The sequence below is a fragment of the Frigoribacterium sp. AC394 genome (assembly GCF_979258095.1).
Genome location: NZ_OZ409834.1, coordinates 2,221,258 through 2,244,952, shown reverse-complemented (window position 1 = coordinate 2,244,952; position 23,695 = coordinate 2,221,258). Strand labels below are relative to the sequence as shown.

General features: G+C 71.2%; 22 protein-coding genes and 2 pseudogenes. 2 read left to right on the top strand and 22 right to left on the bottom strand.

Translation table 11 applies throughout. From position 1 onward, the window contains the following. Positions 1-54 precede the first annotated feature (54 nt). Both rarD and groES read right to left on the bottom strand, forming a co-directional pair. Positions 55-1,080, bottom strand: coding sequence for an EamA family transporter RarD (gene rarD / locus ACZZY9_RS10485; protein WP_463464019.1), 1,026 nt, complete (start codon positions 1,078-1,080; stop codon positions 55-57). Positions 1,081-1,259: 179 nt separating this feature from the next. Next, the gene (gene groES, locus ACZZY9_RS10480) at positions 1,260-1,556 is read right to left on the bottom strand and encodes a co-chaperone GroES (RefSeq protein ID WP_192061059.1); all 297 of its coding nucleotides are present in this window, start codon (positions 1,554-1,556) and stop codon (positions 1,260-1,262) included. A gap of 175 nt (positions 1,557-1,731) precedes the next feature. Between groES and ACZZY9_RS10475 the strand changes: the two are divergent. Further along, positions 1,732-2,918: pseudogene (locus tag ACZZY9_RS10475) on the top strand (class I SAM-dependent methyltransferase). 78 nt (positions 2,919-2,996) lie between these two features. On the opposite strand, the gene ACZZY9_RS10470 reads toward ACZZY9_RS10475, so the two are convergent. From ACZZY9_RS10470 to glmS, 10 genes and pseudogenes are all read right to left on the bottom strand, one after another. After that, the gene (locus tag ACZZY9_RS10470) at positions 2,997-3,998 is read right to left on the bottom strand and encodes a DUF4190 domain-containing protein (RefSeq protein ID WP_463464018.1); all 1,002 of its coding nucleotides are present in this window, start codon (positions 3,996-3,998) and stop codon (positions 2,997-2,999) included. A 129-nt stretch (positions 3,999-4,127) separates the two neighbouring features. Beyond that, positions 4,128-4,589 (bottom strand): DUF4190 domain-containing protein, encoded by a 462-nt coding sequence (locus tag ACZZY9_RS10465; protein ID WP_192061057.1) that lies wholly within the window; start codon positions 4,587-4,589, stop codon positions 4,128-4,130. Positions 4,590-4,679: 90 nt separating this feature from the next. Then, on the bottom strand, positions 4,680-5,717 hold the full coding sequence (gene tsaD / locus ACZZY9_RS10460) for a tRNA (adenosine(37)-N6)-threonylcarbamoyltransferase complex transferase subunit TsaD (protein WP_192061135.1): 1,038 nt from the start codon (positions 5,715-5,717) through the stop codon (positions 4,680-4,682). A 74-nt stretch (positions 5,718-5,791) separates the two neighbouring features. Then, positions 5,792-6,316 carry a ribosomal protein S18-alanine N-acetyltransferase gene (gene rimI / locus ACZZY9_RS10455; RefSeq protein ID WP_463464017.1) on the bottom strand — a complete coding sequence of 175 codons (525 nt, stop codon included), beginning with the start codon at positions 6,314-6,316 and terminating at the stop codon, positions 5,792-5,794. Beyond that, on the bottom strand, positions 6,313-6,993 hold the full coding sequence (gene tsaB, locus ACZZY9_RS10450) for a tRNA (adenosine(37)-N6)-threonylcarbamoyltransferase complex dimerization subunit type 1 TsaB (protein ID WP_463464016.1): 681 nt from the start codon (positions 6,991-6,993) through the stop codon (positions 6,313-6,315). Before tsaB ends, rimI begins: the two co-directional genes overlap by 4 nt. Before the next feature lie 61 nt (positions 6,994-7,054). Beyond that, the gene (gene tsaE, locus ACZZY9_RS10445) at positions 7,055-7,603 is read right to left on the bottom strand and encodes a tRNA (adenosine(37)-N6)-threonylcarbamoyltransferase complex ATPase subunit type 1 TsaE (protein WP_463464015.1); all 549 of its coding nucleotides are present in this window, start codon (positions 7,601-7,603) and stop codon (positions 7,055-7,057) included. After that, on the bottom strand, positions 7,600-8,733 hold the full coding sequence (gene alr / locus ACZZY9_RS10440) for an alanine racemase (protein ID WP_243214142.1): 1,134 nt from the start codon (positions 8,731-8,733) through the stop codon (positions 7,600-7,602). The genes tsaE and alr (ACZZY9_RS10440) overlap by 4 nt, the downstream gene beginning before the upstream one ends. Further along, complete coding sequence (gene alr, locus ACZZY9_RS10435; protein WP_463464014.1) at positions 8,730-9,818, bottom strand: alanine racemase; 1,089 nt, start codon at positions 9,816-9,818, stop codon at positions 8,730-8,732. The genes alr (ACZZY9_RS10440) and alr (ACZZY9_RS10435) overlap by 4 nt, the downstream gene beginning before the upstream one ends. Positions 9,819-9,916: 98 nt before the next feature. Further along, positions 9,917-10,285, bottom strand: a pseudogene (locus tag ACZZY9_RS10430) (holo-ACP synthase); the annotation flags it as partial. A 37-nt stretch (positions 10,286-10,322) separates the two neighbouring features. Then, the gene (gene glmS / locus ACZZY9_RS10425) at positions 10,323-12,182 is read right to left on the bottom strand and encodes a glutamine--fructose-6-phosphate transaminase (isomerizing) (RefSeq protein WP_320477449.1); all 1,860 of its coding nucleotides are present in this window, start codon (positions 12,180-12,182) and stop codon (positions 10,323-10,325) included. 43 nt (positions 12,183-12,225) lie between these two features. Here glmS and coaA point away from each other — a divergent pair, with 43 nt between their 5' ends. Then, the gene (gene coaA, locus ACZZY9_RS10420) at positions 12,226-13,179 is read left to right on the top strand and encodes a type I pantothenate kinase (protein ID WP_463464013.1); all 954 of its coding nucleotides are present in this window, start codon (positions 12,226-12,228) and stop codon (positions 13,177-13,179) included. Positions 13,180-13,322: 143 nt separating this feature from the next. Here the strand turns inward: coaA and ACZZY9_RS10415 are convergent, their stop codons facing one another. From ACZZY9_RS10415 to rpsM, 10 genes are all read right to left on the bottom strand, one after another. Beyond that, positions 13,323-14,360 (bottom strand): YdcF family protein, encoded by a 1,038-nt coding sequence (locus ACZZY9_RS10415; RefSeq protein WP_463464012.1) that lies wholly within the window; start codon positions 14,358-14,360, stop codon positions 13,323-13,325. 159 nt (positions 14,361-14,519) lie between these two features. Next, positions 14,520-15,881 (bottom strand): phosphoglucosamine mutase, encoded by a 1,362-nt coding sequence (gene glmM / locus ACZZY9_RS10410; protein WP_320477447.1) that lies wholly within the window; start codon positions 15,879-15,881, stop codon positions 14,520-14,522. A 26-nt stretch (positions 15,882-15,907) separates the two neighbouring features. Then, positions 15,908-16,393 carry a 30S ribosomal protein S9 gene (gene rpsI, locus ACZZY9_RS10405; protein ID WP_192061047.1) on the bottom strand — a complete coding sequence of 162 codons (486 nt, stop codon included), beginning with the start codon at positions 16,391-16,393 and terminating at the stop codon, positions 15,908-15,910. Positions 16,394-16,425: 32 nt separating this feature from the next. Further along, positions 16,426-16,872, bottom strand: coding sequence for a 50S ribosomal protein L13 (gene rplM / locus ACZZY9_RS10400; protein WP_055799954.1), 447 nt, complete (start codon positions 16,870-16,872; stop codon positions 16,426-16,428). Between the two features lie 173 nt (positions 16,873-17,045). After that, positions 17,046-17,978, bottom strand: a complete 933-nt coding sequence (locus ACZZY9_RS10395) for a tRNA pseudouridine synthase A (RefSeq protein WP_463464011.1) — start codon at positions 17,976-17,978, stop codon at positions 17,046-17,048. A gap of 95 nt (positions 17,979-18,073) precedes the next feature. Further along, entirely contained in the window at positions 18,074-20,779 is a 2,706-nt protein-coding gene (locus ACZZY9_RS10390) for an ExeM/NucH family extracellular endonuclease (protein ID WP_463464010.1), read from the bottom strand. Positions 20,780-21,034: 255 nt separating this feature from the next. Then, positions 21,035-21,598, bottom strand: coding sequence for a 50S ribosomal protein L17 (gene rplQ, locus ACZZY9_RS10385; protein ID WP_192061045.1), 564 nt, complete (start codon positions 21,596-21,598; stop codon positions 21,035-21,037). Positions 21,599-21,649: 51 nt separating this feature from the next. Then, the gene (locus tag ACZZY9_RS10380) at positions 21,650-22,642 is read right to left on the bottom strand and encodes a DNA-directed RNA polymerase subunit alpha (protein ID WP_055799947.1); all 993 of its coding nucleotides are present in this window, start codon (positions 22,640-22,642) and stop codon (positions 21,650-21,652) included. A 188-nt stretch (positions 22,643-22,830) separates the two neighbouring features. Next, entirely contained in the window at positions 22,831-23,229 is a 399-nt protein-coding gene (gene rpsK / locus ACZZY9_RS10375) for a 30S ribosomal protein S11 (RefSeq protein WP_055799944.1), read from the bottom strand. 45 nt (positions 23,230-23,274) lie between these two features. Next, positions 23,275-23,649 carry a 30S ribosomal protein S13 gene (gene rpsM / locus ACZZY9_RS10370; protein ID WP_055799939.1) on the bottom strand — a complete coding sequence of 125 codons (375 nt, stop codon included), beginning with the start codon at positions 23,647-23,649 and terminating at the stop codon, positions 23,275-23,277. Positions 23,650-23,695 lie beyond the last annotated feature (46 nt).

Below are 23,695 nucleotides of genomic sequence, written 5' to 3'. Positions count from 1 at the left end.
CTCGCGATTGAGTAGAAACTAGGGCTGGATTGTTTCTGGCGTGTGTTCTGGTCGTCACTGGACCGTTTCGTTAGCAATTCGTGACTTGCGCTCAATACCGCGATTCCGCCGCGACGATCGCACCGCGTCGACGGAGAGCACGATGAGCGCGACCCAGACGATCGCGAAGCCGATCCAGCGGGTGACCGGCATCTCTTCGTGCAGCAGCACCACGCCGACGATCAGCTGGAGCACCGGTGCGAGGTACTGCGTGAGACCGATCGTGGCCAGAGGGAGACGACGCGCGGCGGCGGCGAAGAGGAGCAGGGGCACCGCGGTGACGATGCCCGAGCTGATCACGGTCAGGGTGTGGACGACCGACACGGAGCCGAAGTCGACCCCGCCGCCGACCCCCGTGACGGCCATGACGACGAGAGCCGCCCCGGCCACCGGGGTCATCAGCATCGTCTCGAGCGTGAGACCGCCGATGGCGTCGACCCGCCCGCCGACCTGCTTCTTGACGAGACCGTAGAGACCGAACGAGGACGCGAGCACGAGCGACACCCACGGCACGTCGCCGGTGCCGATCGCGATGACCAGCACGGCGACGCCGCTGAGGCCGACGGCCGCCCACTGCGCGGGTCGCAACCGCTCGCGCAGGACGACGACGGCCAACAGCACGGTCACGATCGGGTTGATGAAGTACCCCAGGGCGGCCTCGACGACGTGCCCGGCGAGGGCGGCGGTGATGAAGACCGTCCAGTTGACGACGATGAAGACGCCGGCGAGCCCCATGGTCGCGACGAGACGGGGCTGCCGCAGCAGGCGGACGAACGCGGGGAAGCCCCTGGTCGCGGCGAGCAGCGCGAGGCAGAACACGAGCGAGAAGACGATGCGCCAGGCGACGATCTCGAACGGCCCCGACGGCGACATCAGCAGGAAGAACACGGGCAGGACGCCCCAGAGGCCGTACGCGCCGATCGCGAACGCGAGCCCGGATCGGGCGCCCCCGCCGGCGGTACCGGGCGAGCCGCCGCCCTGCGTCTCGGAGACGAGCGGGGCGGCGGAAGCCGAGGAGGCGCGGGGGCGGCTGGTGGTCACGTCACGACTGTAGGCCGGGCGACCGACACCGCGACACGTCCACCTCCGACAGGGTGGCGCTTCCGACCGCCGTTCTCAGGAGGCGCGGCCGGTGGAGGAGGCGACCCGCGCCTCCTGCGGCCTCTCAACGACGAGAACCCCCGCCGAAGCGGGGGTTCTCGAGGAGCTGCGTCGACCGACTAGCGGACGACGACGGCGAGGACGTCGCGGGCCGAGAGGACGAGGAAGTCCTCTCCGCCGTACTTGACCTCGGTTCCGCCGTACTTGCTGTAGATGACCTTGTCGCCGACGGCGACGTCGAGCGGCACACGGTTGCCGTTGTCGTCGATGCGACCCGGACCGACGGCGACGACGTCGCCCTCTTGGGGCTTCTCTTTCGCGGTGTCGGGGATCACAAGGCCGGAAGCCGTGGTCTGCTCGGCTTCGACCTGCTGGATGACGATGCGATCTTCGAGCGGCTTGATGGAGACCGACACGGTTGCCTCTACTTTCTCGGAACTTCGAAAAACGTGGGTTGGCACTTGCCACGTGCGAGTGCCAGAAACAACTGTAGGGCGTCACTGGCACTCGGTCAATCCGAGTGCCAGTGATGCGCGTCGGTCTCGTCGACCCCGGGCCCCGCACCTCGCCGGATGCGTGAGACTGGACGACATGGATGCGTCGGAGCTGCTCGAAGTCCTCTCTCCCGAGGGGCTGCGGCTGCTCGACTCCCTCCCCCGTGGCGCGCCTCCGACGACGTCGTGTCGTCGGTCGCCGCGCTGCGGAAGCAGGGCCACCCCGCCGAGCGCGTGTCGGCCGTGCTGACCCAGGCGCGCCTCCGCAGCAAGGCGGAGGGGAAGTTCGGCGAGTTCGCCAGTCGCATGCTCTTCACCGAGGCCGGGCTCGAGCAGGCCACGCGCCTCGGCGTCGCCGCCCGCCATGCCGACCGCTACCGCTCGGCCGGACTCACCAGCGTCGCCGACCTCGGCTGCGGCATCGGCGGCGACGCCCTGGCGTTCGCGGCCCTCGACCTCGACGTGCTGGCCGTCGACCGCGACGAGGTGACCGCCGCCGTGGCCTCGTACAACCTGTCTCCGTGGTCGTCGTCGCGAGTCCGTCAGGGCGACGCCGAGACGACCGACCTGACCGATGTGCAGGGCGTGTTCCTCGACCCCGCGCGACGCACCGGCGGGCACAGCGCCACGAAGCGGATCGCCGATCCGGCCGACTGGTCGCCGTCGCTCGACGTCGCGTTCGCCTTCGCCGACCGCCTGCCGACGGGCGTGAAGCTCGGCCCGGGGATCGACCGCGACCTCCTGCCCCACGACGCCGAGTGCCAGTGGATCTCGGTCGATCGCGACGTGGTCGAGGCCGGGGTCTGGTTCGGACCGCTCGCCCGGGCCGGGGTGGGCCGGTCCGCCCTGGTGATCAGCGCCTCCGGGGCGGCGGAGCTGACGGCGCCCGCCGACTCGGACGACGTCGAGGTGGGCGACCTCGGCGAATGGCTGTACGAACCCGACGGCGCCGTGATCCGCGCACGTCTGATCGGCGACCTGGCCCGCTCGATCGACGCCCGCATGATCAGCCGCGACATCGCCTGGCTGACGACCGACGAGCGGATCGAGACCCCGTTCGCCCAGGGCTTCCGGGTGCTCGAGACGTTCCCCCTCGACGAGCGGACCCTCAAGCGCGAGCTGCGGACGCGGGGCATCGGCCGCCTCGAGATCAAGAAGCGCGGGGTCGACGTCGACCCCGCGACGTTCCGCAAGCGCCTCTCGCTGCAGGGCTCGGGGTCGGCCACGCTCGTGCTGACCAGGGTCGCCGGGCGGCACACGGCGCTGCTCTGCGAACGCGCCTGAGCCCTCGGCACGACGACGGAGGCCGCCGCACCCTCGGGTGCGGCGGCCTCCGTCGTCGTGGGGAGCCGGGTCGGCGGCTCAGGTGCCGCTGTAGTACCCGTCGCCGGTCGACGGCATCCCGGAGACCACGGTGAAGAACAGCACCCAGGCGCCGATGATCAGGAGCGACAGCCCGATGCCGACGTAGCCGGTGATGAGACCCGTCAGCCAGAAGCCACGCGCATGGCGTTCGCGCTTCTGCCCCACGTGACCGAGCACCACGCCGGCGATCGAGAAGAGGATTCCCGACCCGAAGAGCACCAGCGACATCAGCACGCCGAGGATCGACCCCGACATCGACAGGATGCTCAGCAGACTCGAGGGTCTGGGCGCGCCACCCTGCTGGTACGTGGCGTACTGCGAGCCGTAGGGCTGCGGGGCTCCGTACTGCGGGCCCCCGTTCTGCGGGGCCCCGTACTGCGGGGCTCCGTAGGGCTGCGGGCGTCCGTACTGCTGCTGGCCCTGCTGGCCCTGCTGGCCCTGCTGCGCACCGTAGGGCTGCTGCGGAGCGGCGCCGTACGGCGCTCCCCCGCCCGGCTGCTCGCCGAACGGCGACTGACCGGGCCGGGTCGGCGCCCCGTACTGCTGACCACCCGACGACGGCTGGGGTCCGTCGGATGCCTGCTGACCGGGCGCGGGTCGTCCGTACTGCCCCGGCTGCCCGTACTGGCCGTACTGCCCCTGCGGACCCGCGCCGTAGGGCGCCGACCCGGGAGGCCCCTGCGGCGCAGGAGCGGACCCGACCGGAGAGGCCTGCTGCCCCGGCGCGACGAACGGGTCGCCGACCGGTCGTGACCCGGCAGGAGGCGCGGGCTGGGTCGGAGGCGCGGGCTGCGTCGGAGCCCCGGGGTACGCGGTCGGGGGCAGCGACGGCGACGCCGCCCCGCCCTCGGCGGTCGCGCCCGCGGGATCCGCGCCCGACGGATCGGCACCCGACCGATCAGCGCCCGACGAGCCCGACGACTCGGACCCCGACGACTCGGGCGAGGGAGTGGAGGCCGGAGGGACCGGGCCGGGAGGTGTCGTGTCGTCGGTGGCCATGAGGACCCTTTCGAGTGCGGTGCGGCGGTCGTGACGGACGGACGAGCGCCCGATGCACGAGGGGGCCCGCGCCGGTGAGCGCGGACCCCGTCATGGTATCGACGTCGTCGATGAGTGGACTCGGAGTGATCAGAACCCGGACTCGTAGCTCTGGTCGTACGCGAACCCGCCGGCGGCGATCGCGACGATGAAGAACACGACGACGGCGATCGCGCCGAGCAGGCCGAGGTAGCCGAGCACGAGGCCGATGATCGCCATGACCTTGCCCTGCTCGCCGGTCCGCTTGATCTGGCGCAGCGAGATGTGGCCCGTGACGATCGCGACGATGCTGAAGACGAACGAGCTCAGGATGCTCGCGACGAGCGACACGATGGCCAGCACGTTGGTCTTCGGCGACTGGCCGCCGTAGCCGCCCTGCCCGTAGCCGCCCTGCCCCTGGGCCTGCCCCTGATAGGGGTTCTGCTGATACGGCTGCTGCTGCGGCTGGCCGCCGGGCTGCCCCTGCGTGCTCTGCGAACCCTGCGGGTACTGCGGGTACTGAGGCGCCGGGGGGTTCTGCGGGCCCTGGCGGGCCGGGTCGTGGTCGGTCATGCCGAGGTCTCCTTCTGTCTGAGTGGCCCCGAGCCTACGCGGACCCGCCCGCGCTTCGCCCTGAGGGCCCCACGCCCACGCCCCGTCGGCTCAGACCGCCTGCACCGTCGTCACCGGCAGCGTCGAGTCGGCGCCGAAGTCGAGCGGCGACGGCGCGTGCCCGCGGGCGACGAGCTGCGCACCCAGGGCCGCGATCATCGCCCCGTTGTCGGTGCAGAGCGACAGCGGCGGCACGCGCAGCTCGACGCCCGCCGCCTCGCAGCGCTCGAGTGCGAGCTGCCGCACGCGGGCGTTGGCGACCACTCCTCCGCCGAGCAGGAGGCGCGGCACGCCCAGGTCGGCGCAGGCGGCCAGCGCCTTGGTGAGCAGCACGTCGGCGACGGCCTCGCGGAACGATGCGGCGACGTCGGCGACCGGCACCGCGCCTCCTTCGTCACGTCGGCGTTCGACCCAGCGGGCCACGGCGGTCTTCAGCCCCGAGAACGAGAAGTCGTACCGATGCTTGACGAGGTCTTTCGGCAGAGTCAGCCCGCGGGGGAACCGGATCGCGGCCGGGTCCCCGTCGGCGGCGACGCGATCGATCTGCGGGCCGCCGGGGTAGGGCAGGCCGAGGAGGCGCGCGACCTTGTCGAAGGCCTCTCCCGCGGCGTCGTCGATGGTCTCGCCGAGCAGCTCGACGTCGTCGACGAGATCGCGCACGTGCAGCAGCGACGTGTGCCCACCCGAGACCAGCAGCGCGATGGTCGGCAGCTCGAGCTCGCTGCCGTCGGCCCGCAGCACGTCGGCGCCGACGTGCCCGACGAGGTGGTTCACCGCGTAGAGCGGCTTGCCGGTGGCGAGCGCGAGGGCCTTGGCCGCACCCACGCCGACCATCAGCGCGCCGGCGAGACCCGGGCCGCTCGTCACCGCGATCGCGTCGAGCTCGTCGAGCGTGACGCCCGCCTCGGCGAGCGCGGCTTCGAGGGCCGGCTGCATCGCGTCGAGGTGCGCCCGCGCGGCCACCTCGGGCACGACGCCGCCGTAGCGCGCGTGCTCGTCCATCGACGACGAGATGACGTTCGCGAGCAGGGTCGTGCCGCGGACGATGCCGACGCCGGTCTCGTCGCAGCTCGTCTCGATGCCGAGCACGAGCGGGCCCGTCGACGAACCGGGCCCGTCCGACGAGTCGGCGGAGCGGGGAGCCGAGGAGGCGCGGGTCGGGTTCACGAGGAGGGTCCTGTCTGTGCGGGCGCGTCGTCGGAGGAGGTCGTCAGGCTGAGGCGCATCACGACCGCATCGACCCCGTCGGGCATGTAGTAGCGCGGGCGCACCGCGATCGACTCGAACCCGAGCGAGGCGTAGAGGCGCTGGGCGCCGGGGTTGTCGGCACGGACCTCGAGGAACACCTCTCGGACCCGGCGCCGCCGCGCCTCGTCGATCATCGCGGTCATCAGGGTGCGCCCCAGCCCATGACGCCGGGCCCCGGGCACGACCGCGATCGTCTGGACGTCGGCGTCGGGTGCGCCCGGCAGCACCAGGAGCCCCGCGTAACCGACGATGCCGGTTTCGGTGTCGGCGTCCGCGCCGGCCTCCGAACCGGCTTCGGCCACCAGGTACCACCCGTCGGGCGAGGCCAGCTCGTGGGCCATGCCCTCGCGCGACCAGGCGTCGGTGACGAAGACCGACGTCTCGAGGGCCATGATCCCGTCGAGGTCGTCGATCGTGGCGCGACGTATGTGGAACGTCATCGACCGACCGGCTTCGGGCCCGCCGAGACGGTGACGTCGGGCTCGCGGAGGTAGAGCGGAGCCGGGTCGGCGAACCCGCGGCCGTGCTCGAACATCCGCTCGGCGAGCATCCCGAGGGCCGCCGCCGACACGACGGTGTCGTCGGGATCGGTCCGAGGCGACGTCGAGGAGGCGCCCAGCGCGTCGTCGAGGTCGGCCGGCCTCACGAGCGACGGGCCCTCGACCCGCACCGGCAGCCCTTCGTCGTCGAGCCCGCGGTAGGCCGTCCACGCGACCTCGCGGCGGCGGGCGTCGGTCACGACCACGAGGGGCGCGTCGACTCGGCCGCTCGGCACGGCGACCGACCCGCTGGCGCCCTCGCCCGCCGTGAGTCGCGCGAAGGCGATGGCGTCGTGGCTCGCGAGCGCCAGGCAGGGGCGCCCGACCCCGAAGGCGAAGACCCGCGCGGCGACGATGCCGACCCGGAGACCCGTGTACGGGCCCGGCCCGACCCCGGCGACGACGGCGCTGAGATCCGCGGGGGCGACACCGGCCCCGGCGAGGGCCGACTCGATCAGGCTGCCGACCACCTCGGCGTGCCGTCGGGTGTCGGACTCGGTGCGCTCCGCGAGCACGCCGCGGTCGCGGTCGACGACGGCGACGGTCGTTCCCGCGGAGGTGTCGATGGCCAGGATCACGGGTCAATCGTAGGCGGTCGCCCCGAGTCGACCCGCGCCTCCTCGGCCGCCCGCGGCTCGTCTAGAGGTCGGCCCAGCGGGGGCCGTACATCGTGATGGTCACGTGGCGCGGCTCGTCGACGGAGGCGTCGGGGTCGGCGTCGGCGTCGGCGTCGGCGTCGAGGGGGTCGCTCGCCGCACCGGCTTCGAGCGCGGCGTCGGCGCCGGCACCCGTCGGTCGCTCGATGACGACCTCGATCCACGACTCGGCGACCCCGTCGAGCAGACCGGCGCCCCACTCGACCACGACGACCGAGCCCTCGAAGTCGAGGTCGAGGTCGTCCAGCTCGGCCGCGCCGCCCAGCCGGTACGCGTCGACGTGCACCAGCGGCACGCCCGTGGCGCTGGGGTGCGTGCGCGCCAGGACGAACGTCGGGCTCGCGATCTGCCCGCGCACCTGCAGCCCCTCGCCGACGCCGCGGGTGAAGGTCGTCTTGCCGGCGCCGAGCGGCCCGGTCAGCACGACCAGATCGCCGGCCCGGAGCAGCCCGCCGAGACGCCGGCCCAGCCCCTCCATCGTCTCGGTGTCGGCGACCGGCCCGTCGTAGAGCGGGAGGTCGTTCGCGGTCATCCCCGACGGCCCAGGTAGACGCGTGGCACACGGGCCCCGATGCGGCACGAGACCTCTTCGGGGATCGTGTCGGTCGCATCGGCCCATTCGCCGATGGTCAGCTCGCCGCCGTCGCCCGGGCCGAAGAGCAGCACCTCGTCGCCGACCTCGATCGGGTCGTCGCCGACGTCGATCAGGAACTGGTCCATCGCGACCCGACCGACGATCGGGTAGCGACGCCCCCGCACGGTCACCTCGACGCCGTGCTGCGCGCGACGGCTCACGCCGTCGGCGTAGCCGATCGGCACGAGGGCGAGGGTCGTGTCGCGGTCGGTGCGGTACGTGTAGTCGTACGACACCCCGGTGCCGGCGGGCACGCGCTTCACACGCACGACGCAGGCGCTGAGGGTCAGCACGGGGCGGAGACCGCGATCGCTCGCGCTGACCCCCTCGGTGACGGGGATCCCGTAGCCGTTCGACCCCATGCGGACCATGTCGAAGCGCCGCTCGGGGTGCTCCATGCCGGCCGAGCTCGACGACATGTGGCGCTTCTCGAAGGTGGCCCCGAGGGCCTCGGCGTCGGCGAGCGCCTTGCGGAACACGACCGAGGCGGCGTGGTCGTCGGCCTCGCTCGTCTCGGAGACGTGCGAGAAGGCCCCGCGGAGGCGCACCACGCCCTCGTCGCGGAGGGTCACCGCCCGGGTCACCAGCTCGGCCCAGTCTGCGGGCAGGCAGCCCTCGCGATGCAGACCGGTGTCGATGGTCAGGTGGACGAGAGCCTCGCGGCCGGCGTCGCGCGCGGCCTCGGCGAAGCGCTCGAGCTGGTCGAGGGTCGAGACGCCGAGGTCGACGCCGTGCTCGACGGCGCCCGCGTAGTCGTCGTCGGGGCCGAGCTGCCAGGCGAAGAACGACGCCTCGAGGGCGATGCCGGCACGGCGCAGCCGGAGGGCGGGCTCCAGCTCGACGGTGCCGAACCAGCGGATGCCCGCCGCCACGGCCTCGGGCACCATGACGTCGATGCCGTTCGAGTAGGCGTCGGCCTTGACGATGGCGAGCACCTCGACGGGCGCCAGACGCTCGACGAGGGACTCGAGGTTGGCCCGGTAGGCGGCGAGGTCGACGGTCGCGCGACGCAGGTAGCCCGTGCTCATACGTACCTCCGGGTCAGGGCGCCCGACAGGCAGGCGACGGTCTCGTAGGTGATCCCCCCGGAGGCGGTGGCCCAGTCGGCCGCGCCCTGGTGCCCGGCCGCGGGGTCGCCGAACAGGACGACGTCGTCGCCGACCTCGACGGGGTCGTCGCCGACGTCGATGACGAGGGCGTTCATGGCGATGCGACCACGGACCCGGTAGGTGCGGCTGCCGATGGTCACCGACGCCCGATCGCTCGCGGCCCGATCGACGCCGTCGGAGTAGCCGACCGGCACGACCGCGATCGTCGTGTCGCGCTCGGGCCGGAAAACGTAGCCGTACGACACGCCCTCGCCGGCCGGGACGCGTTTGACGGTGGTGACCGGGGCGGACAGGGAGAGGGCGGGACGGAGCCCCCACTCGGCGGCCGAGCGACCGGCGAAGGGGCTGAGGCCGTAGGCGGCGAGGCCGAAGCGCACGAGCCCGTAGCGGGTCCCCGGGTAGCTGAGACCTGCGGCCGAGGCCGCGAGGTGCAGCAGCCTCGGCTCGACGCCCAGCCCGCCGAGCACCCCGGTGGCACGGACGAACGCGGCCGCCTGCCGGCCGTCCTCTTCGGGCGAGGCGTTCGAAAGATGACTCATCAGACCCTCGATCGGGAGGCGGTCGGCGAGTTCCGCGGCACGGCGGAAGAACGCGGGCCACTCGGTCTCGACGGCGCCGTTGCGGCTCAGCCCGGTGTCGACGCAGAGGTGCACGGCGCGGACGCCTGCGGCCGCCGCCGCCTCGAGCTGCGCCAGGTCGGACACCGCGGGCGTCACGTCGTGCGCCGCGGCCGACTCGAACGTCTCGCCCGGCGCGTGCAGCCAGGCGAGGATCGGCGCGGTGATGCCCGCACGGCGCAGCTCGAGGGCCTCGTCGAGGTCGGCGACCCCGAGCCAGTCGACCCCGGCGTCGACGAACGCCTTCGCCGACTCGACGGCGCCGTGCCCGTAGGCGTTGGCCTTGACGACGACCATGACGGCGTGCGGTGCGACGGCCTCGCGCAGCACCGCCACGTTGTGCCGGAGCGCCGACGTGTCGACGGTGATCTTGACGTCCTGCGTCACGCGCTGACCGCCTCCTCGGGTTCGTCTCGGTTCGGGGTGCCCGGTGCGACCGAGCGGGCAGTGTCGGCGGGGGCGACCGGTGCTGCGGTCGTCGTGTCGTCGCCCTCGGCGATCACGTAGGCGACGGCGACACCCCCGTCGTGGCTGAGCGAGAGGTGCAGCCGTGCGACACCGCGGGCGTCGGCGAGCGTACGCGCCCCGCCCGTCAGCGTCAGCGACGGTGCGCCCTGCTCGTCGGAGACCACGACGATGTCGTGCCATGACACGCCGGTCGACCCGCCGAGAGCCTTGATCAGAGCCTCCTTCGCCGCGAACCGGGCGGCGAGCGACGGCACCTGGCGGGGTGCGCCGTCTCGCAGCACGGTCTCGTGGTCGCCGAAGAGCCGGCCCCGGAGGGCCGGAGTCCGGGCGAGCGAGCGCTCGAAGCGGGTCAGGTCGACGACGTCGACCCCGATCCCGACGATCATGCGGGTGCTCGGCGTGTCATCGGAGGCGGGCTCGCATCTACTCGACGGTCACGGACTTCGCGAGGTTGCGCGGCTGGTCGACGTCGAGGCCCTTGGCCGCCGCGAGCTCCATCCCGAAGATGTGCAGCGGCACGACGGCGAGCAGCGACTCGAACAGCGGCGCGGCGAGCGGGATGTGCAGCACCTCGTCGGCGAAGGGCAGGACGGCGGCGTCGCCCTCTTCGGCGATGGCGATGACGCGGGCCCCGCGGGCGCGGATCTCCTGGATGTTCGAGACGACCTTGGGGTGCAGGCTGCGGGGGTCGCGCGGGCTCGGCACGATGACGAACACGATCTGCCCGGGCTCGATCAGCGCGATCGGGCCGTGCTTGAGCTCGCCCGCCGCGAAGCCCTCTGCGTGGATGTACGCCAGCTCTTTGAGCTTGAGGGCGCCCTCGAGGGCGATCGGGTACCCGACGTGACGACCGAGGAACAGCACCGAGCGCGTGTCGGCCATCCAGCCGGCGAGGGTGCGGATGCGCTCCGAGCTCTCGAGCACGCGGGTGATCTTCTCGGGGATGGCCTGGAGGTCGGTGACCTGCTCGGCGATCTGCTCGGCGGTCAGCGTGCCGCGGAGGGTCGCCAGGTGCAGACCGAGGAGGAACAGCGCCGTGCCCTGCGCGACGAAGGCCTTGGTCGACGCCACGGCCACCTCGGGCCCGGCGTGCGTGTAGATCACGGCGTCGGACTCGCGCGGGATGGTCGACCCCTGGGTGTTGCAGATCGACAGCACCTGCGCACCCTGCTCGCGGGCGTACTTGACGGCCATCAGGGTGTCCATCGTCTCGCCGGACTGGCTGATCGACACCACGAGGGTGCGTGCGTCGAGCACCGGGTCGCGGTAGCGGAACTCGTGGGCGAGCTCGACCTCGACGGGGATGCGGGCCCACTGCTCGATGGCGTACTTGCCGAGGATGCCCGCGTAGGCGGCCGTGCCGCACGCGATGACGATGACGCGGTCGACGGTGAGCAGCTGCTCGCGGACGCCGTCGAGGTCGGTGAGGGTGACGGCGCCGTCGACCGCGCGACCCAGCAGCGTGTTGGCGACGGCCTCGGGCTCCTCGCTGATCTCCTTCGCCATGAAGCTCGACCAGCCGCCCTTGTCGGCGGCCGAGGCGTCCCAGTCGACCTCGAACTCGGTGGTCTCGACGGGGCGGCCCTCGAAGTCCACCACCTCGACCGAGTCGGGTCGGATCGAGACGAGCTGGTCCTGGCCGATGGACATGGCACGGCGCGTGTACGCGATGAACGCGGCCACGTCGCTGCCCATGAAGTTCTCGCCGTCGCCGAGACCGACCACGAGCGGGGAGTTGCGACGGGCGCCGACCACGAGACCGGGCTGGTCGGCGTGGACCACCAGCAGCGTGAAGGCGCCGTGCAGGGTGTTGACGACGGTGCGCAGCGCCTCGGCGAGGTCGCCCGTCGAGCGGTAGGCGCGGGCGACGAGGTGGGCCGCGACCTCGGAGTCGGTCTCGCTGAGGAACTCGACGCCCTCGGCGAGCAGCTCGGCCTTCAGCTCGGAGAAGTTCTCGATGATGCCGTTGTGGATGAGGGCGAGTCTGCCGTCGTCGGCGAGGTGCGGGTGGGCGTTCTCGTCGGTCGGCCCGCCATGGGTCGCCCAGCGCGTGTGGCCGATGCCGGTGCGGCCGTCGGTGAGCGGCGAGGACTCGAGATCGTCGACGAGCATCTGCAGCTTGCCGGCCTTCTTGCGGCTGCCGAGCGTGCCGTCGGCGTCGACGACGGCCACCCCGGCGGAGTCGTAGCCCCGGTATTCGAGACGCTTGAGCCCCCCGAGCAGCACCTCGATGCTCCGCTCGCCGAGACCGGTTTCCCCTACATAACCCACGATTCCGCACATGAGGACGATCCTACGGTGTCGGCCACCGGGTAGCCTCGAACCCATGGCCGACGCGACCCCGACGACGCAGGCGACCGGCCACGCCTCGCCGTTCGTCGAGATCGACCGTGACGCCTGGGCCGAGCTCGCCCCGGCCACGCGCCTCCCTCTCACCGAGACGGAGATCGTGCAGCTGCGAGGCCTCGGCGACCGCCTCGACATGCACGAGGTCCAAGACGTCTACGTGCCCCTCAGCCGCCTCCTGAACCTGTACGCCGCCGGGGCCCGCAACCTGCACCGGGCGACCAGCGACTTCCTCGGCGAGCGGGCGCAGCGCACGCCGTTCGTCATCGGCGTCGCCGGCTCGGTCGCGGTGGGCAAGTCCACCGTCGCGCGCCTCCTGCGGGAGCTCCTGTCACGGTGGGACGACACGCCCCGCGTCGAGCTGGTGACCACCGACGGGTTCCTCTACCCGAACGCCGAGCTCGAGCGCCGCGGCATCATGCACCGCAAGGGGTTCCCCGAGTCGTACGACCGCCGCCATCTGCTGCGCTTCGTCTCGCAGGTCAAGAGCGGTGCCGAGGAGGTGCGGGCGCCGTTCTACTCGCACACCAGCTACGACATCATGCCGAGCGCCGAGGTGGTCGTGCGCCGACCCGACATCCTCATCGTCGAGGGGCTGAACGTGCTGCAGCCCCCGCTCGGCGGCCGGCTCGCCCTCAGCGACCTGTTCGACTTCACCGTCTACGTCGACGCCCGTACCGGCGACATCGAGAACTGGTTCGTCGAGCGGTTCCTGGCGCTGCAGAAGAGCGCCTTCACCCAGGAGCGCTCGTACTTCCACCGCTTCGCCGACATGGACGAAGACGAGGCCCGCAGCTTCGCGTCGGGCATCTGGCGCGGGGTGAACGAGCCGAACCTGCTCGAGAACGTGCTGCCGACCCGGTCGCGGGCGACCCTCGTGCTGCGCAAGGCGGCCGACCACAAGGTCAGCTCGGTGCTGCTCCGCAAGATCTGACCCGGGCCGCCCGCCCGCCCCCCTGCCCCCCAGCCCCCTGCCCTCAGCTCCATGAGTCACAACACGCCGCGCGCCCGAGACCCCCGCGGCGCGTCGTGACTCATCGCGGCACCACGGAGTCAGTGCAGGAGGCGCGGGTCGGTTCAGACGGGCAGCAGCGACCACACGGCCGCGAGCGCGACGAGGGCCGCCGCCGCGAGGACGGCGACGGCGTTCAGTCGCCGGTGCTCGACCATGATGGCGATGTACTCGCGGAGGAACGCGCTCGGCACGTAGTAGGCGGCGGTCGGCGACCCGACGACCTGGGCGTCGCTGCCGATGGAGCGAGCCAGCAGCGCGGCACGCAGCACGTGGTAGTCGTTCGTCACGACGAGCGTGGCACCGTCGCGGCCGTCCGCACGCTGCACCTCGCGCGAGAGGAGCAGGTTCTCGCGGGTGCTCGTCGACGCCGTCTCAGGGCGGACGTCGGCCGCGTCGACCCCCTGCCCGAGCAGGTACTCGGCCATGGCGTCACCCTCGGCGCGGGGCTCGTCGGCACCCTGCCCGCCTGAGGGGATCAGCACGGGGCGGGGCCCGTCGGCGGCGACACCGCGGTAGACGGCGAGCGCCTTGTCGAGTCTGCTGCGGAGGAGGGGCGGCACCTCGCCTCGGATCAGGCCCGACCCGAGCACCACGATCGCCCGGGGCGTCTTCGTGTGCCGGTAGCGGCTGTAGACGAGCGAGTAGAGACCGAAGGCGGCGAAGGTCACGGCCGCGTAGAAGCAGCCGAACGCTACGAGCAGGCCGAGCGCGACGAGCAGCACGTCGACGACCGACGGCAGGTCGAGCTGACCCGGCAGCGTCACGAGGGCCACCGCGACGACGGGCAGCACGAGGATGGCCACGCCGGCGACGAGCGACAGCAGATTGCCGAGGCTGCGGCCCTCCGATCGGAGCATCGTCACGCCGTTGCCGATCAGGGCGACGGCGAGCACGCCGACGAGCACGACGGCGAGCAGGGCCCCCAGCGTGACGAGCGACTGCTGCGCCGGCCCCGACCGGTCCAGCTCGACGAGCCCGGCGAGGAGCAGGCAGCCGAGGGCCGCCACGAGGAACACGCCGTTCCGCAGGCGACGGGCGTCGCGTCGGCGGCTGACGACGTAGAGCACCGCGAAGACGAGGGCCGGCACGAGGAGGATCATCTGCTCATGATGCCGGACTCTCCGAGCGGGTCGGGCGCCGCGCCTCCTGCGCCATGCCCCTCGAGGAGTCACGACACGCCGCACCTCTCGCGGTCGCCGCGGCACGTCATGACTCCTCGACGGAGACGCGGCCGAGCCGAGCAGGCTGGGCGCGCCGGGTCAGAGGGCCAGGCGCTCGCGCACGACGTCGGCCAGCGCGTGGGCGACGCGGTCGGCGGTCGACTGGTCGGCCGCCTCGACCATCACCCGGATGACGGGCTCGGTGCCCGACGGACGCAGCAGCACCCGACCGGTGTCGCCGAGCTCGTCCGAGAACGCCGCGACGGCCTCGGCCACCCCGGCGTCGGCTGCGAGTCGAGTGCGGTCGACGCCCGAGACGTTGATCAGGATCTGCGGGAAGACGGTCATGACGGTGGCGAGCTCGGCGAGGCTCTTGCCGGTCGCGGCCATGCGCGCCACCAGCGACAGGCCGGTGAGGATGCCGTCGCCCGTCGTCGCGTGGTCGCCGAAGACGATGTGACCGGACTGCTCGCCGCCGAGGTTGAAGCCGTGCTCGGCCATGTCCTCGAGCACGTAACGGTCGCCCACGCGGGTCTGACGCACGGTGATGCCGTGCTCGGCCATGGCCCGGGTGAGGCCGAGGTTGCTCATGACGGTCGCGACGAGTGTGTCGGACGCGAGCGCGCCGCGCTCCTTCTGAGCCACGGCGATGATCGCCATGATCTGGTCGCCGTCGACCACGGCGCCGGTCGCGTCGACCGCGAGGCACCGGTCGGCGTCGCCGTCGTGGGCGATGCCCACGTCGGCGCCGTGCTCGAGCACGGCCCGGGCGAGGTTGTCGAGGTGCGTCGACCCCACGCCGTCGTTGATGTTGAGGCCGTCGGGGTCGGCGCCGATGAGCGTGACCTTCGCGCCGGCGTCGGTGAACACCTCGGGCGAGACCGCCGACGCGGCACCGTGAGCGCAGTCGAGGACGACGTGGATGCCGTCGAGACGGTTCGGCAGAGCGCCGAGGAGGTGCAGGACGTAGCGATCTTCAGCATCGGCGAACCGGCGGATGCGACCGACGTCGCCGCCGATGGGCATCAGCTGCGGATCGTCCATCGCGGCCTGGATGCGATCTTCGACCTCGTCGGGCAGCTTCGTGCCGCCGAAGGCGAAGAACTTGATGCCGTTGTCGGGGGCCGGGTTGTGCGAGGCGCTGATCATGACGCCGAAGTCGGCGCCGATGTCGTCCACGAGGAACGCCGCCGCGGGGGTCGGGATGACCCCGGCGTCGAGCACGTCGACACCGGAGCTGGCCAGACCCGCCGAGACGGCGGCGGTCAGGAACTCCCCCGAGATGCGGGGGTCTCGTGCGACGACGGCGACAGGCCGCCGCCCTTCGGCACGACGGGCATCGGCGTGATGCCCCTTCGTGAGGACCACCGCGCTCGCCTGGGCGAGGCCCAGGGCGAGCACGGCGGTCAGCTCACGGTTGGCGAGGCCCCGAACACCGTCGGTACCGAAGAGACGCGACATCGCGAGACCTGCCTTCGGGTGCGCGCTTAGCGCTTCGAGAACTGCGAGGCCTTGCGGGCCTTCTTGAGACCGGCCTTCTTGCGCTCGATGACGCGGGCGTCACGAGTCAGGAAGCCGGCCTTCTTCAGCGTCGCGCGGTTGTTCTCGCGGTCGATCTCGTTGAGCGAACGGGCGATGGCGAGACGCAGCGCGCCGGCCTGACCCGAGGGGCCGCCACCGGTCACCTTGACGGTGACGTCGTAGGCGCCGAGCAGATCGAGGACCTTGAACGGGTCGTTGATCAGCTGCTGGTGCAGCTTGTTCGGGAAGTACTCTTCGAGCGTGCGGCCGTTCACCACGAAGGTGCCCGAGCCCGGGACGAGGCGAGCGCGAGCGATCGCCTCCTTGCGGCGGCCGACGGCCGAACCGGAGACGTTCAGGACGGCGCGGGGCGTCGCCTCGGCCTCGGTGGACGTGCTCTCGGTGGTGAAGCTCTGGGGAGCCTGGTCGATGGAATCTGCGATCTGAGCCACTGTGTGGGAGTCCTTAAGTCTGAAGGCGGACGCTACTGAGCGACCTGGTCGAGGGTGTAAACCGTGGGCTGCTGAGCAGCGTGGGGGTGCTCGGCACCCGCGTACACCTTCAGCTTCTTAATCTGGGCGCGGCCCAGCGAGTTCTTCGGCAGCATGCCGCGGATGGCCTTCTCGACCGCACGCGTGGGGTGCTTCTCCACCATCTCGGAGTACGTGGTGGCCGTGAGGCCGCCCGGGTAGCCCGAGTGACGGTAGTAGAGCTTCTCGGCCAGCTTGGAGCCGGTGAGGGCCACCTTGTCGGCGTTGATGACGATGACGAAGTCGCCCATGTCCATGTGGGGGGCGAAGGTCGGCTTGTGCTTGCCGCGCAGCAGTGCTGCCACGTGGCTGGCCAGACGGCCGAGCACGACGTCGTTGGCGTCGATGATCAGCCAGTTCGGCTGAACGTCAGCCGGCTTGGGGGAGAAAGTGCGCGTCACAGTAGTGCTGCTTTCTTGTCGAGGTGAGAGGTTCGTGAATCCCGCTCCGGCGCCGTTCTCGAGGCAGATGCGACGAGAACGAATCAGGTGGAGGGCTCAACTTCGGGCGAAAGCGCGCAGTTGCGCAGACACCAAGGGGCAACGATACCCGACACCCCCTGGGGCGTCAAACGTCACTCGTCGACCTGAGCGGCCGACCGCTTCACCTGCGTCAGCTCGGTGCGCGCCGCGACCTCGTCGTCGGGCGGGTACCCGACCTCGACCATCGTGAGGCCGTGCGCGGGCACGACTCTGAACTCGCCGTTCCGCTCGGCCTCGCGGCGGATCCCCACGGCCCGGTGCTGGGGCAGCACCCCCTCGCCCACCGCGACGCAGGCGCCGACGAGATTCCGCACGAGATTGTGGCAGAAGGCGTCCGCCTGCACCGTCGCGACGAGCACGCCGTCGGCCTCGCGCCTCCATCGGAACTCCTGCAGTTCGCGGATGCTCGTCGCGTACTCGCGGTACCGGCAGTACGCGGCCCAGTCGTGCAGACCCAGCAGCCCGGCGGCCGTGGCGTTCATCAGGTCGAGGTCGAGCCGCTGGTCGTACCAGAGCGTGTGACCGCGCCGCGCGGGGTCGCGCTCGGCACCGCGATCGGCGATGCGGTACTCGTACCGTCGCCAGAGCGCCCCGAAGCGGGCATGGAACCCGGGAGGCGCGAGCCGGCCTCCCGAGACGACGATCTCGTCGGACGCGCCGGCCAGCCCGTTGAGCCGCCGGGCGAGCACCGTCGGGGCGTCGAGCGGGGTCCTGTCGACCATGCCCCGGTGAGGGCGCTGCAGCTGCGCGATCTGGGCGTCGGTGAGATCCAGGTGAACCACCTGACCACGGGCATGCACCCCCGCGTCGGTCCGCCCCGCCACCGTCACGGTGGGGACGTCGCCGAGCCGGCGGAAGAGGGTGACCAGGGCCTGCTCGATCTCGCCCTGCACGGTGCGACGGCCGGGCTGCTCGCTCCACCCCGAGAAGTTCGTGCCGTCGTATGCGACGTTCAGCCGGATGCGCGTCAGGTTCGGCGGGTCGAGGGCCGCGTCGTCCGGGGTCGGCTCGTCGGTCGTCGTCACCCTGGGATTCTACGAGAGACGACGACAGGGCCCCGCGTCCACGACGCGGGGCCCTGCCGTCTCATCGGCGGGTCGGGGTCATCCGACCCGGCGGGTCACCGCCAGCGCCAGCCGAACAGCTGCTTGAACCAGTCGATGACCGCGGTGACGATGGCCGTGACGATCTGGCCCAGGGTGGGTGCGCCTCCCCCGTGACCGGGCTCATCGGGCTGACCCGGGTCGCCCGGCTGCTCGGGCTCGCCCGGGTCGACGTCGCCGACGAGCTCGAGTCCGACGACGACCGGGTCGTGGTCGCTCGACCGGTACGGGCCGTCCGCGTAGAGCGGGGCCGCGTTGTAGTCGTACCGGCTGTACTCGAGCCCGACGGACTCGCCCGCGTTGATGTTCCAGATGTCGACGCCCGTGACGGCCTCGGCCGCGGCCGGGCTGGCGAGCACGTGGTCGAGCGATCCGCTCAGGCCGCCGAACACGTAGCTGTACTCGTCGGTCTCGGTCGAGCCCAGGTCGGTGTAGCCGGCGTCGCGCAGCACCTCGATCGGGTCCTCCTGCGAGTAGGCGTTGAAGTCGCCGACCAGGAACGCCTTGTCGGTCCCGGCGTCGGACTGGACCCGCGTCGAGAAGTCGGCCAGCGCCTCCGCCTGGTTGACGCGCGAGGCGTTCGAGGCGCCCTGACCGTCACCGAGGTCGGCGTCGACCCCCGACCCGCTGCCCTTCGACTTGAAGTGGTTCGCGATGACGACGAAGTCGGCGTCTGCGGGGGCGCCGACGGGCGCGAAGGTCTGCGCCAGCGGCTGACGGGCGTTGCTGAACGCCGGGGCGTCCGTCAGGATGCGCGACTCGCCGACGGTCTCCGCGGTGGCCTTCTTGTAGATGAAGGCCAGGCGGATGACGTCCTCGTTGGCGGGGACGGTCGCGGGGGACGGCACGAACGCCCACTCGTCGGCACCCAGGTCGGCGTTCAGCGCGTCGACCAGGGTCGAGAGCGCCTCGTCGCGGTCCTGTCCGAATCGGGCCGAGTTCTCGATCTCCTCGAGCGACACGACGTCGGCGTCGAGGCCGTTGATGGCGGCCACGATCTTCGCCTGCTGACGCTCGAAGCTCGCCTGGTTCGCGGCGCCTCGCGCGTCGCAGCCGCCCTGGACGGTCACCGGGTTTCCGAAGCGGTCGGTGTAGTAGGTGCAGCCGCTCAGCTGGTCGCCCGTCGTGGGGAAGTAGTTCAGCACGTTGAAGCCGGCGAGTCGCAGGTCTCCCCCGACGTCGCGGGGCGCCTCCTCACGGATGTCCTCGAACGAGACGGGCAGGTCGGCCGTCTCGGTGTCGCCGGTGATCCGCTCGGTGGGCTGCAGCTTCCAGGTGGAGTTGCGGAAGTCGAGCACGAGCGGCTCGTCGAAGGTCACGGCCGCGCCCACGGTGACGGGGGCCTCGGTCGAGAGGTACGGCACGGGGATCCCCTGGTTCGAGGCCGTGAAGAAGTTCACCGACGAGCCGTCGTCGAGCACGAGCTTCCGGGCGGCGTTGTCGGCGACCGTCGCCGTGTACTCGGCACTGCCCGGGCGGGCGACCTCGGTCGGCTGGATGAGCGGCTTCGTGCCGGAGGCCAGCACGACCTCCCCGTACTGGTTCGTCGTGTAGACGTCGCTGACGGTGAAGTCGCCCTGCGGCGCGATGAGCATGCTCTCGAGCGCCTCGCGCTCGGCGTCGGTCTCGGGGAACCCGACCGTCGCAGCCACCGGCGCCGTCACGGACGCCGCGTCGAGCACGGCGAGGTCTGCGGCGGTGGTGACGGTCAGCTGGGTCAGACCGAAGTACTCGCTCGCCGTGCCGGTGGTCTCGACGTAGTCGCCGATGGACACCGAGGAGGCGGTGGCCGAGGAGTAGACGAAGACCGCGTCCGACGCGACGTGCGTCGCGGAGTCGAGCGCGCCTCCGGTGCCCGGAGTCTGGATGACGTAGCCGTTCAGACCGCCGGTCGGGTACGCCGCGGTCACGACGCCGCGGGTGGTCACGCGCTGCCCGGCGAACGGACTCGTATCGGTCGTCCCCTGCAGCTCGGCGATCGTGACGTCGACCCCGGGAGTCGGCTCGGTCGGCAGCTCGGGCTCGTCGGGGTCGGTCGGCACGTCGCCGCCGCCGGCCGAGTTCCGAGGCGTGACGTCGGCGGTGACGCTGAAGTCGGCGGCGTTCACGTCGGTGTCGACATGGTCGGTGCGCGTCAGCGAGTTGGGGACGGCGTTGCCGCCGGAGGTCGCCGCGACCGTGGTCTCGTAGGTGTTCGAGGTGCCGTAGCCGAGCAGGTCGACGACTCCGTCGACACCCACCGAGGAGGCGCCGGTCGGCAGGGTCACGGCCGTCGCCTGGTCCGACAGCACGATGGTGCCTGTCGAGCCGCTCGGGTTCAGACCCAGCGTGGCGTCCGGCGTCGGCAGGGCCTCACCCGTGGTGCCGTTGCTGCCGAGCTGGACGAGGAAGCTGCCGCCTGCGGGGACGGTGCCGGCGAGGGCGCCGACACCCGAGACCGCGCTGGCCGTGGCCGCACGGTACTGCAGTGACCAGCCCGCCAGCGACACCGCGCTGGTCGTGGGGTTGTAGAGCTCCACGAACTTGTTCGTGAAGGGTGCGTTGGCGCTGCCGCCCTTCAGGTAGGCCTCGTCGATGACCAGGCCGCCGGCCACGGCGGTGGCGGTCGACGTCGCGGGCGCAGCGGTCGCCGCGGTGAAGGGGACGAGGGGTGTGACGAGGAGAGCGAACCCGGTCGCGACGGCGATGTGCTTCCGGGTCAGAGGGCGGGGGCGAACGGACATGTGATCCTTCGTCGGAGAGGCAGGGATGAATCGACCCTACGTTTCTTGGCTCCTTCACAGGTTTCTGTCACATGTCGCCGAGATGAACACCCCCCGAGAGGGGTACGCCGGAGCCCCCCATGCGGTGGACCGGAGCCGCACGATCGCCGGAAGGATGCCATGGGGCGGTCACCGAGGTCACGCACCGAGGGGACCCGCCGACGCCGAAGGGCCCCGCAGCACGGATGCTGCGGGGCCCTTCGAAGCGGAACGGGACTACTTCGTGTCGTCCGACTTCGCGGCGTCGTCCGACTTCTCGGCGGCGTCGGTCTCGACCTCGTCGGCGGCAGCCGTCTCGGTCTCGGTCTCGACGGGTGCCGACTCCTCGACGGTCTCGGTCTCCTCGACCGGGGCCTCCTCGGCGGGCGCGGCGGCCGCGGGGGCCGACGTGCTGCTCGACGACTTCACCTTGGGGGTGACGGGCTCGAGCACGAGCTCGATCGACACCATCGAGGCGTTGTCGCCCTTGCGGAAGCCGAGCTTCGTGATGCGGGTGTAGCCGCCCTCACGGTTCTCGACGAGCGGCGCGATCTCGGTGAAGAGCATGTGCGCGGCGTCCTTGTTGTTGCGCAGCGTCTGCATCGCGCGACGACGCGACGCGAGGTCGCCCCGCTTCGCGAAGGTGACGAGGCGCTCGGCGACGGGGCGGAGGCGCTTGGCCTTCGTCTCGGTCGTCTTGATGCTCTTGTGCTCGAAGAGCGAAGCGGCGAGGTTCGCGAGCATCAGACGCTCGTGAGCCGGGCCGCCTCCGAGGCGGGGACCCTTGGTGGGCTTGGGCATGATCGTTGTTTCCTAGCTGTCGAAGATGATCAGGGCGTCGGGAGACGAGACCTAGTTGGTCTCTTCCTCGTCGTAGCCGCTGTAGAAGTGGGCTCCGTCGAACCCGGGGACCGTGTCCTTGAGCGAGAGGCCGAGCTCCACGAGCTTGTCCTTCACCTCGTCGACCGACTTCTGACCGAAGTTGCGGATGTTCATGAGCTGCGTCTCCGAGAGGGCGACGAGCTCGGACACCGTGTTGATGCCCTCGCGCTTCAGGCAGTTGTAGCTGCGGACCGAGAGATCGAGGTCTTCGATCGGGGTCTGCAGTTCGCTCGAGAGGACGGCGTCGACCGGCGCGGGGCCGATCTCGATGCCCTCGGCAGCGGTGTTGAGCTCGCGGGCCAGGCCGAAGAGCTCGGTCAGCGTGCGACCGGCCGACGCGATGGCGTCGCGCGGCGAGATCGCCGGCTTCGTCTCGACGTCGACGACCAGGCGGTCGAAGTCGGTGCGCTCACCGGCACGAGTCGCCTCGACGCGGTAGGTCACCTTGAGGACGGGCGAGTAGATCGAGTCGATGGGGATCTGACCCGCTTCGCTGAACTCGCTGCGGTTCTGGACGGCGGAGACGTAGCCGCGGCCACGCTCGATGGTCAGCTCGAGTTCGAACTTGGCCTTGTCGTTCAGGGTCGCGATGACCAGCTCGGGGTTGTGGATCTCGACACCGGCGGGAGCCGAGATGTCGGCGGCCGTGACCTGACCGGCACCCTGCTTGCGCAGGTACGCCGTGATGGGCTCGTCGTGCTCGCTCGAGACGACGAGCTGCTTGATGTTGAGGATGACCTCGGTGACGTCTTCTTTCACACCGGGGACGGTCGTGAACTCGTGCAGCACACCGTCGATGCGGATGCTGGTGACAGCGGCTCCGGGGATCGACGACAGAAGAGTGCGGCGCAGCGAGTTGCCAAGGGTGTAGCCGAAACCGGGCTCGAGGGGTTCGATCACGAAGCGTGAACGGAACTCCGAGATGTTCTCCTCGGTGAGGGTGGGGCGCTGTGCAATGAGCACTGTGGATTCCTTTCGGCGAAGAGTCCGCTATATGACTCTTGGCGGTACGACAGGTGGCGGGCCGGTCGGGTCTGTTGAGTTGTGATGCCCCTGCCGGTGGTGCAGGAGGCGGTGCGAACGCGGTGTAGCCCGCCGCGCCTCCTCGACCCAGATACCGGGTGAGGGAGGCGCGACGGGCGGTAACTCAGTTAGACGCGACGACGCTTCGGCGGGCGGCAGCCGTTGTGCGCCTGCGGGGTGACGTCGTTGATCGAACCCACCTCGAGGCCTGCGGCCTGGAGCGAGCGGATCGCCGTCTCGCGACCGGAACCCGGACCCTTGACGAACACGTCGACCTTCTTGACGCCGTGCTCCTGCGCCTGTCGCGCGGCCGACTCGGCAGCGAGCTGCGCGGCGAAGGGCGTCGACTTGCGCGAACCCTTGAAGCCGACGGCGCCGGACGAAGCCCAGCTCAGCACGGCACCCGAGGGGTCGGTGATCGAAACGATGGTGTTGTTGAACGTGCTCTTGATGTGGGCCTGACCCACAGCGACGTTCTTCTTCTCTTTGCGGCGGGGCTTACGCGCGGCCGACTTCGGTGCTGCCAATTTTTTCTCCTACAACCTAAGGGCGAGTACGGCGGGAGCCGGGGCCTATCGAGCCTTCTTCTTGCCGGCGACGGTGCGCTTCGGGCCCTTGCGGGTACGAGCGTTCGTCTTGGTGCGCTGTCCACGGACAGGCAGACCGCGGCGGTGGCGGATGCCTTCGTAGCTGCCGATCTCGACCTTGCGGCGGATGTCGGCGGCGACCTCGCGACGGAGGTCACCCTCTACCTTGAAGTTGCCCTCGATGTGGTCGCGGAGAAGGACGAGCTGGTCGTCCGTCAGGTCCTTGACGCGGATGTTGCCGTCGATCTCGGTGTCAGCGAGAGTCTGGAGCGCACGGGTGCGGCCGACTCCGTAGATGTAGGTCAGTGCGACTTCCACGCGCTTGTCGCGCGGGATGTCAACGCCTGCTAGACGTGCCATGGTGGCTTCTCCTCAGAGAGTGGTGGAGGTCTGTCACAGCACCGGT